The 9,218-nt window shown below is 47.1% G+C and carries 8 protein-coding genes; all 8 read right to left on the reverse strand.

Annotation, left to right across the window (positions count from 1 at the left end; all coding sequences use genetic code 11):
• Nucleotide 1: 1 nt before the first annotated feature.
• The 8 genes from ACR32F_RS28090 to ACR32F_RS28125 all read right to left on the reverse strand — a co-directional run bounded on the left by ACR32F_RS28090 (nucleotide 2) and on the right by ACR32F_RS28125 (nucleotide 9,192).
• Complete coding sequence (locus ACR32F_RS28090; RefSeq protein WP_440112919.1) at nucleotides 2–475, reverse strand: hypothetical protein; 474 nt, start codon at nucleotides 473–475, stop codon at nucleotides 2–4.
• The gene (locus ACR32F_RS28095; protein WP_440112921.1) at nucleotides 462–731 is read right to left on the reverse strand and encodes a phosphopantetheine-binding protein; all 270 of its coding nucleotides are present in this window, start codon (nucleotides 729–731) and stop codon (nucleotides 462–464) included. The genes ACR32F_RS28090 and ACR32F_RS28095 overlap by 14 nt, the downstream gene beginning before the upstream one ends.
• Nucleotides 732–4,388, reverse strand: coding sequence for an amino acid adenylation domain-containing protein (locus ACR32F_RS28100; protein ID WP_440112924.1), 3,657 nt, complete (start codon nucleotides 4,386–4,388; stop codon nucleotides 732–734).
• 85 nt (nucleotides 4,389–4,473) lie between these two features.
• On the reverse strand, nucleotides 4,474–5,733 hold the full coding sequence (fabD, locus tag ACR32F_RS28105) for an ACP S-malonyltransferase (protein ID WP_440112927.1): 1,260 nt from the start codon (nucleotides 5,731–5,733) through the stop codon (nucleotides 4,474–4,476).
• A gap of 30 nt (nucleotides 5,734–5,763) precedes the next feature.
• Nucleotides 5,764–6,789 carry an HAD-IIIC family phosphatase gene (locus ACR32F_RS28110; RefSeq protein WP_076328853.1) on the reverse strand — a complete coding sequence of 342 codons (1,026 nt, stop codon included), beginning with the start codon at nucleotides 6,787–6,789 and terminating at the stop codon, nucleotides 5,764–5,766.
• The gene (locus ACR32F_RS28115; protein ID WP_440120040.1) at nucleotides 6,786–7,943 is read right to left on the reverse strand and encodes an acyl-CoA dehydrogenase family protein; all 1,158 of its coding nucleotides are present in this window, start codon (nucleotides 7,941–7,943) and stop codon (nucleotides 6,786–6,788) included. The genes ACR32F_RS28110 and ACR32F_RS28115 overlap by 4 nt, the downstream gene beginning before the upstream one ends.
• A gap of 78 nt (nucleotides 7,944–8,021) precedes the next feature.
• Nucleotides 8,022–8,264 (reverse strand): acyl carrier protein, encoded by a 243-nt coding sequence (locus ACR32F_RS28120; RefSeq protein ID WP_036668118.1) that lies wholly within the window; start codon nucleotides 8,262–8,264, stop codon nucleotides 8,022–8,024.
• 82 nt (nucleotides 8,265–8,346) lie between these two features.
• Nucleotides 8,347–9,192, reverse strand: a complete 846-nt coding sequence (locus tag ACR32F_RS28125; RefSeq protein WP_440112932.1) for a 3-hydroxyacyl-CoA dehydrogenase family protein — start codon at nucleotides 9,190–9,192, stop codon at nucleotides 8,347–8,349.
• Between the last annotated feature and the right edge of the window lie 26 nt (nucleotides 9,193–9,218).

The raw sequence follows: 9,218 nt of genomic DNA on the forward strand, positions 1-9,218 counted from the left end.
TCTAAGATATCCAGCTCTCAAGTACGGTCTGGCTCTGGGACTGTACCTCCGTAACAATAGAGATCTCGGTTGTATGGGATGACTTCATCCGCTCCCCCAGTTCTTCATTCCATACACCTTCGGCTGTAATGCGAGTCGTAGCTGATGTGGGGTCTTGGTTAACGTCAAGAATCTGAGCAGCATAACGTTTACCCTGTTCTTCTGTGTACCAGATCAAGGAGTCGCCCTTCTGAAATCCGGAAGCAGGCTGTTCTGTAAATTCAGCTATAATGTGTACTTTGATGTCCTCCCCTTGCAGAGATTCAGCCACTGCACTTGCACTTGCAGTCTCACTGCGCAGATAGGAGGTTGTATGGAATTGCATGGCTAACGTCACTAGTGCTGTTACGGTTAATCCAATAATAACAAGTGCAGCCACGGGTAATTGAATAGAAAGCCGGAACCAGATCTGTCCTATTCGTCTAGTCCGGTTCATGTTCCGAATCTCCTTCAATGAGGCTGACCAGGTAGTCCCTGAAATCGGCAATCGTATCGGTTTGCACAAATGTCAATCGGTCATCGTCTATTTCAATGTCGAATTCTTTCTCCATCTCAACCACAATTTTAATGTAATCGAGCGAATTCGTACCCAGTTCCACCCAGGGTTGATCCATCTGAATATCCGTTCCACACTCCATAACCTTGTCGATGACCTGTATTATTCGAGTCTCCAACGTCATGATTTCACTCATTCAGATCCTCCCCATCATGTGCGATTTAGCTAACTCATCGTAATACTCCCGTTCAAGTACACTTATGTTCCTGTACATCTCCGGGAGTTTATGAAACGATGTTGGTTTATATGAAGAAGTAAGCACGTACTTGGCCAGAACCGCACGAATATCGCTCCACTCCGTGACAATACGCTCGCGAATATGTGTCACTCTGGAATCCGCACCTGTTAGATTGGCACAACGGTATACCTCTGCCTTTTTGGCACTAATCAATTTATGAAGCGAAATGACCCAATCCTCAGCCATTGAGGACACCAGATGTTGATCATGAACAACGGCCTCAAACTGCGGCACACTCTCCTCCAGTCTTGCCAGACTGTTCTCCACCCGCTCCTGTTGCTCATCAATGTGATTCACATAAATCTGCCAGTAAGCCTCCAACTGTTCCGGACTGGAATCTCTTCGATGTATCGCCGGATTATGCTTGTTGTAGAACGTATAGAAGGTGTGTACTTCCATATTAAAATGATCGATATAGCCACGATAACTGTCCATCATATCCTGGTAACTGACGGTTCGTTCTGCATAGGACAAGTTATCATGATGCTTATGTTCCATCACGGTAAACGTCTGGTTGATCGGATCAGCGCCGTATACAAGCCAGGTATGTGGAATATGCTTTTTGAGATACGTATCGTTGCGTATGGATGTGTAATAGACGTCAACCCAGACAATAACCGGTCTGGAATTGAGAACCGCTCGACTGACATCCTGTATAATGTCCTCGCTGGACTTCACCATTTCATAGCCAATGCCCAGATCGTCCAGAATGTCTGTATCCTTGCGGCAGGAGACGAAACCATTCACAAGAAATTGCTCATTCTCAGACCATAGATACTCGTCCACATGATGGATGAAGAACGAATGTATGCTTTTTTTCTGCTGCAGTACAATGGGGAACAAAGAGTTATAGAAACATAATTTGAAAAAGACATCGTTAAAAGGATGATACCCATCGGAATGGGCTCCCCATGAATGCTCCATGCCTATAGATGATGACGTCTTGTTAACCTGTACAACGCCAGATGCCTGCCCGTTATTTCCACTTTCATCTGAATCTGCAAGCTCGGGATTCTCTTTCAGAACCGCTGCAAGCATCCTTATGGTGGGATTGTCATACAAAATGGAAGGCAAGACCCGAATACCGAGATTCTCCAGTTCAACCTCCATTCGGATCACAAGCAGAGAGTGCCCTCCAAGCTGAAAGAAGTCGTCGTCAATACCGATCCGTTCCATTTCCAGTAATGTACACCAGACGTGTACCAATTGGTGTTCCAGCTCACTTTTGGGCGGTGCATAGTTCATTCCAAAATGTAAGGATTGCCGCTGGTTCAACAGCTCTCTTGTATCTATCTTTCCGTGGATCGTCCGAGGCATATGTGAAATCTGAATGTATCTTGAAGGCAGCATATATTCGGGCAACAAAGACATCAGATATTGGCGAACATCCATGACATACAGCTCCGTATCTGCCACGATATAAGCGGTTAGCACCTTTTCACCTTCGACTCCGGTCGTCAGTACAACACATTCACCAATAGGACCATAACGACTCAGATGTCGCTCTACTTCTGCCAATTCAATCCGATGGCCTCTGATCTTAACCTGCTTGTCCATCCTGCCCAGAAACAGCACGCGGCCTTCCGCTGTCCACATCCCCGTATCCCCTGTGCGGAACATTCGCTCTCCTTCAACAAACGGCGACTCGGCATACTTCTGATCCGTCAATTCCGGCAACCCTACATACCCTCGGGATACACCTTTGCCTGAAATACATATTTCTCCGGGTACGCCCACGGGTAACATTCGTCCATGCCGATCTCCAATATGTACGAAATAACCCTGAATGGGGCGACCTACCGGAATCGGATCAACAGTCTCTGATGATAGCTTCTCATAAAGCGCACATACCGTCGTCTCGGTGGGACCATACGTATTGTATACATTTGTATAGGTGAGCAGATGTCCAATGTCCGCCATCTTCAACACATCCCCACCGCTGATAAAGGTGCGAACACTTGCAAGACTGGGCATCCGGTTAAGCTCCCTCAGAATGTGAGGTGTAGTACTGACAAGGGTGACCTTGTGCTTGTCCAGTAACTGCACCAGCCCGTGAATATCAAGCAGTTGTTCCCGCTGAACCACAACAAGAGTTGCCCCCGCAGTTAGTGCAGGAAACACTTCCTCCATATAGGTATCAAAAGTGCTCGCGGCTTGTTGAAGCACCTTGTCTGTTGAATTCAGTTGAAACTCGGCTTGAAAAGCGTTCACGTACGCACTCAGATTTTGTTGCTCTACTCCGACCCCTTTGGGCTGACCCGTTGATCCGGACGTATATAGAATGTAGGCTAGACCATTCATATCAGGTACGGTACTTAAACCACTTCCATCTTCTGCTCTCCATGGGGCATCATCCAGCTTAATCATTTCTATGCCTGAGCCTGAAGGCATAGCCAATGTCATCCCCTCCAGAGCCTGTTGTACATCCGATTCCAACTGTCCCGTAAGGAAAATACGTGCATCGGATTCCATTAAAATATGGCGTATACGCTCAAGAGGATATTCAGGATGAAGAGGAATATAGGTTCCTCCTGCCTTGAATACCGCCAGGATCGTAATGATTAATTCCATGGAACCTGCCATCATAACGGGTACTGGACTTTCGGCAGTCACTCCAGAGGCCATCAAGAGACGGGCAAGTTGATTGGATTGCTCCTCTAGAGACTGATACGAAATCTGGCGATCCCCCTCTATAACCGCAGTCTGGTTGGGTGTCCTGTTCACTTGTTCTTGAAATAAAGTACAAACAGATCGTTCCTCTGGTAGACAAGAACGTGGACTTCTGTTCCACCTTTCCATGATTTCATTCTCCTCTTCCGAAGAAAGGAGCTGACTCATGGATAAGGGTTGGTCTGGTAAGGCTGTTGTCTGTTCCAGCAATCCTATGTAGTGGGAACATAAACGCTCGGGTTGGCTGGCTTCAAGGGGGACTGAACCATAACGGAGGGTCATGTGAAGTCGTTGATCTACGCGATCAAACTCCAGTGAACAATGGGTTCCTCCATCCAGAACAGGCTCCGCATGAATTCCTTTCATATACAAAACCGTCTTCAACTCGCACTCCTCGGGAAGTCGTCCCAGCTTCTCTGCCATTTTATCGTAAGGAAAATGCCAGTACGTTCGGGCTGACATGACTTCAGCTTTGGTATCTAATACCAATTGTCTGAACGATGCTGCTTCGTCAACTTTTCCACGAATCGCGAGCAAATGGGAACTTCGAAAATCCTCGACTTGTTCTGGCGTCAAAGGTATACCCAGCAACACATTCTGCTGTCCGTAATAACGATACAACAGATGTTGAAATCCCGATAAAAGCAATATATACAACGCCAGATTCGATCCCCCGCTCATGCGGATCAATCTTGCGGACAGTTCATCTGGAAAGGATAAGGAAAGAACCTGTACGTTTGGTTCCCCGGTCTGGATCGAAGGTTGCAGAATTCCCTCAAACAAGGTTCCTATATGAATATCGCCATCTAGTTGTTCCTGCCAATACGTTCGTTCTTCCTTAAATTTATCACTCGACATCATAACATTAAGTAGATGGATATCCATGATCTCACCCCGAATACATAGTAAACCGGCACAACAAGTGTTGATCTCACCTGTCATGCCGGTTGATTGGTGTACACGTGCTTGTTTATGCCGTAGGAACTTTATGGTCACTCCACAAATAATACTGTCCCGTCTCGTCCAGGATCTGGTGGAACCAGTCATCCCGCTCTTCCTGCTCTACTTGTTTGGTTTCGAATATGGTACCCAGCCATTCCAGGGACAGTTTCATCTGCTCCGTAGTTGGTGCCTGATCCGCCGCCTCAAGTTCCTCTTGAAGCTGTTGAATTCGTTTATAGGGCTCAACAACTCCTTTTTGATATTCATCCTGATCCCAATTCCGGTTCGGTGTAGCTACCGCCGCGGCCATACATTTGGTCACTACCGTTGGTCTCGGTCTGGATACAACAGCCTGATCCAGCAACTCCTTCAGTGCCTTGCGATCCTCTTTTTGTCCGTAGGCAAAAGATTTCATGCCGAGCTTATCCAGCTCTACCAGTCCGCTCAAGACATTCTTCGGTCCAAGTTCAATCGTCAGCGTGACACCATGCTTTTTGAGATATTGCATCGTCTGTGTCCACTTCACCGGCTGAGACAATTGCCTTTGGAGCAGTCCCGTAATTCGCTCAGCTTCGGTGTACGGAGTCGCAGTCACATTAGATACGACGGGCCACTTGAATGGATGGAAACGATAATTGGCAAGTTCTACCCCAAGCTGTTCACCGGCAGGCTCCATCAAACGGCTATGAAACGGCGCACTCATCATCAACGGGGTCGTTTGGGCATCTTGATCCAGCAAGATGGATTCAACTTGTTCAATCGAATCCTGATGACCGGATATGGCATACTGACCTGAAGCATTGTAACAGGAGATCGCAGACCAGGCCGTATCGGTTGACACTTGCTCACAGGCTCTGCGGATCATATCCTCATCTGCACCATCAATGATGGTCATGGCTCCATCTGCTTCATCTGCGATAAGTTCGGTCAATTCGCCACGTCGCTTGGTGATCCGCACAGCATCACCAAATGTCATGGCACCGGAGCACGTTAGAGCTGCATACTCACCCAGGCTGTGGCCTGCACAGAATTGCGGGTTGATCCCGATCTCCTCCATGTAGACGCGATAGGCAACAACACTTGCTGTCAGCAATGCCGGCTGCATATTGGAAGGTTTATTCAGATCAAACAGGCTGCCTTCAAAACTCATTTTGGCCAGATCAAAACCCAGAATATGATTGGCTTCTTCATACGTTTGTCTTGCAATCTCGTACTGATCATAGAAGTTTTTCATCATACCTATATATTGAGATCCTTGCCCTGGAAACAGAAATGCTATTTTTTCCATTGATTGAACACCTCGCCTCTTAGATTGGGTTTACGCGATAACTTCCATGGACACATACGCAGGCTGATCCTGAATCATGCTTAGATCACTCTCAAACAAATAAAAATCTCCGTTCTGCTCAATCTCACGGAATCCGGCAAATTTGTAAGTGATCATCATCGTACGATTGCGATCTGTTGATACAAACTCGGCCTGCAAACGGACATTTGCTTCCTTAGCCATACGCATCACATGATGCAGCAGCAATGTACCTGCTCCTCTCGACATGACGCGGCAGGAAACCAGTAGTAGTTTAAGCGTCCACACTTCGTCATTTAATTCGAGCAGAGCCAGACCGATTTTTCCATACGTACCGTATTTGTCCTCCAGTCCCGCAATCAGCAGTTTGTGGCGTGGAGAGTACCGGAATTGATCGAGTTCCTCATAAGAGTAGGTATAACCTGTGGCATTCAGTTGATGTGTTCTAACCGTCAGTTCTTCTGCACGCTGTAGATCCCCTTCCTTCACTTCAGAGATCGTGAAGATCATGCCAAGGGAGGCCAGGAATTCATCCTGAGTACCTTCGAATTCCTCCTCCTTCTCATTGCGAGCAATATCATTCATGTACATCTTTCTGCGTAAGGCAGAATCCTCGGTAATGAAACGTGGGTTCATCTCATCCATATCCGTTAATTCAAGATAGGCCAGCGCATCGATACAGAGTACATCGGGGTGAGTGAATAATACTTCCTCACGTTCAAAAGGCTGATCATCGATAAAGGCAATCGTATCCATTCCGATATTGATGGACTCCACAATGGTTTTCACCGATCGGGATTTGGCATTCCAATTGATTTGTGGATAGATGAAATATTCACGCAAGCCGAACTCTTCCAATTTGGCCATCGCCAGTTCATGATCGTTACGGCTGGCAACCGATTGCAGAATGCCCCGTTCATCCAGCGTACGGATGACTTCCACAATATTTTCTTTCAGCGTGACCTCTTCATCCTCCAGCAAAATTCCGTTCCAAATGGTATGGTCCAGATCCCAAATCACACATTTAATTTTTTTCATGACAGAACAGCCTCCTCTTGTACGGATTCATGGGTACTCGCAGCGTATGAAGCAATAACCATCTCATGCATTTGTGTTGTGCCTTCAATAATCTCATTCACGCGGGCATCCCGGTAGTAGCGCTCCACCGGATACTCCGCACTACAGCCCTTGGCTCCATGAATCTGTACCGCACGGTGCGCTACCTTGTTGACCATATCTGCCGCATAGTATTTAGCCGTCCAGGTTTCCATAATGGAATCCGGGTCCATCACTTCTTTCAGATAACCGGATTGATAACATAAGAGCCGCGCTGCTCTCACATCCACAATGATCTCTGTCAGCATTTTCTGAATTAACTGATTTTCCTGCAAAAGAGTTCCGAACTGACGGCGGCTGCCTGCATAACTCAGTGAAGCATCCAGACAGGCTTGTCCCAGTCCAACACAGCCCCAAGCTACGGTGTAGCGGCCATAATCCAAACAATGCAAGGCTACCATGGAAACGCCGATACCTGGACTCCCTACCATACGATCCGGGCCAACATAACCATTCTCCAGATGCAGCTCCGCCAGCATCGAGCCTTTAACCCCTAGCATCCCGTTTATCGGCTGCGTCTTCAATCCAGGATTGTTCCGTTCCACCAGGAACGCGGTGGGTTTATCATTCACCTGGGCAAAGATGAGAAATAGGTCAGCAAGCTGCCCCATCGTGATCCACTTTTTCTTTCCGTTCAGCAGATATCCTTCGCCATCCAATTCGGCTACAGTCTCGATGCTTTTGGCATCACTGCCAACTCCCGGTTCGCTCAGTCCAAAGGCTCCAATGACTTCACCCGAGGCCAGACGTGGCAACCAATAGGAACGCATATCTTCGGAACCAAACTTCTGAATCGCTATGGCTACCATGCCGTGAACGGTGAGCAGACTTCGTACAGATGAACATCCTCTTCCGATCTCCTCATTCAGCACCCCAACCGATATCGGATCAAGCCCCATGCCTCCATACTCCCGAGGAATCATGGAACCCAGATAACCTGAGGATTTCAGCGAATCGATCACCTCAGGATGAAGCCGTTCTTCTCTATCGTGCAAGCCTGCGTACGGGACGATATATTGATTGGTAAATGATGCAGCATCCTGCTTGCATTGGAGCTGCTGTTCGCTCAATTCCATTTTCAACACGTTAACCTCCTATAATGGGACCGGATGAATGCACATTTTTCACACTGTACTGGGGACAGGATCTGCTTCCTAGGAACTGACCATCTTGCTCTCAATAAGCTCAACGATGGCGTTAATGGACTTGAAGTTCTGCAAATCCAGATCCTTATTGTCAACACGAATGGAGAATTCCTTCTCCAGAAACATAACCAACTGCATCGCAAACAACGAATTCACAAAACCAAGGGCAAAGATATCCTCGTCGTCCTGAAGCTCATGCTTTTTGAAAAAACGACCCAGAAACTTGCGAACTCTACCTTTAACTTCTTCCATGTGTATAACTCCCTTTCCCTCATTAAAATGGTTTTGAATAAGCAACAAAGCTTGTCATGCCATGAACTATTCATGCAGTTGATTAGTAACTATAGAAACCTTCCCCAGACTTTCTTCCAGTCTGTCCGGCGTGCACCATCTTTCTCAGCAAAGGACAACAACGGAATTTCGGGTCCTGGTAGCTCTCATACAGAACATCAAGAGAATCCACAACGGTATCCAAGCCGATTAAGTCCGCCGTCTCCAGTGGTCCCATCGTGTGTCCATAACATTTAACAAAAATATCATCCACCTCACGTGCTGTAGCCACCTGATCCTGAAGAACAAAAGCAGCTTCATTCATAAACAGATGGGAAATCCGGTTCGAGACAAATCCGGGATAGTCGTTAACCAGAATCGTCTCTTTACCGATGGATGACAGAAGTCCGGTGACTTCTTCAATGGTATGTTCCGATGTGTGCATCCCCTTGATCACTTCAACTGCTGATTTCAGGGGAACCGGATTCATAAAATGAGTACCAATAACCCGATCAGGCCGCTTGGTTAACGCTGCAATTTTGGTGATCGAGATACACGAAGTGTTCACCAGAAATATGCATGCCTCATGACAGATCGGGTCGATCCGGCTGTACACTTCCTTTTTGATGTCCCATTGTTCATTCACATTTTCAACGATAATATCAGCTTCACGAAGCATCTCCAGTTCCGTCGTCATATGAATGCGCTCCATGATAATCTCCGGGTCTTCCAGTCCCTCTACTTTCTTGAATAACTTCAGCATTCGGATATTGTTATAAATCTCTTCTCCAGCGATCTCCAGCACTTCATCCTTGATATCCACCAAGACAACCTCATGACCTGTCTGTGCAAAACTCTGGGCTACACCGCGGCCCATCACGCCTGCTCCAATTACCCCGATCTTCTTCATTGTCTGTTCCTCCTGTTTGTGGGGGA

Source organism: Paenibacillus hebaui (assembly GCF_051934385.1).
Lineage (GTDB): Bacteria > Bacillota > Bacilli > Paenibacillales > Paenibacillaceae > Paenibacillus.

What these genes read in the sequence shown, in the direction of transcription:
- ACR32F_RS28090 (WP_440112919.1), bottom strand. Translation starts at nt 475, where the DNA reads ATGAACCGGACTAGACGAATAGGACAGATCTGGTTCCGGCTTTCTATT.
- ACR32F_RS28095 (WP_440112921.1), bottom strand. Translation starts at nt 731, where the DNA reads ATGAGTGAAATCATGACGTTGGAGACTCGAATAATACAGGTCATCGAC.
- ACR32F_RS28100 (WP_440112924.1), bottom strand. Translation starts at nt 4,388, where the DNA reads ATGGATATCCATCTACTTAATGTTATGATGTCGAGTGATAAATTTAAG.
- fabD (WP_440112927.1), bottom strand. Translation starts at nt 5,733, where the DNA reads ATGGAAAAAATAGCATTTCTGTTTCCAGGGCAAGGATCTCAATATATA.
- ACR32F_RS28110 (WP_076328853.1), bottom strand. Translation starts at nt 6,789, where the DNA reads ATGAAAAAAATTAAATGTGTGATTTGGGATCTGGACCATACCATTTGG.
- ACR32F_RS28115 (WP_440120040.1), bottom strand. Translation starts at nt 7,943, where the DNA reads ATGGAATTGAGCGAACAGCAGCTCCAATGCAAGCAGGATGCTGCATCA.
- ACR32F_RS28120 (WP_036668118.1), bottom strand. Translation starts at nt 8,264, where the DNA reads ATGGAAGAAGTTAAAGGTAGAGTTCGCAAGTTTCTGGGTCGTTTTTTC.
- ACR32F_RS28125 (WP_440112932.1), bottom strand. Translation starts at nt 9,192, where the DNA reads ATGAAGAAGATCGGGGTAATTGGAGCAGGCGTGATGGGCCGCGGTGTA.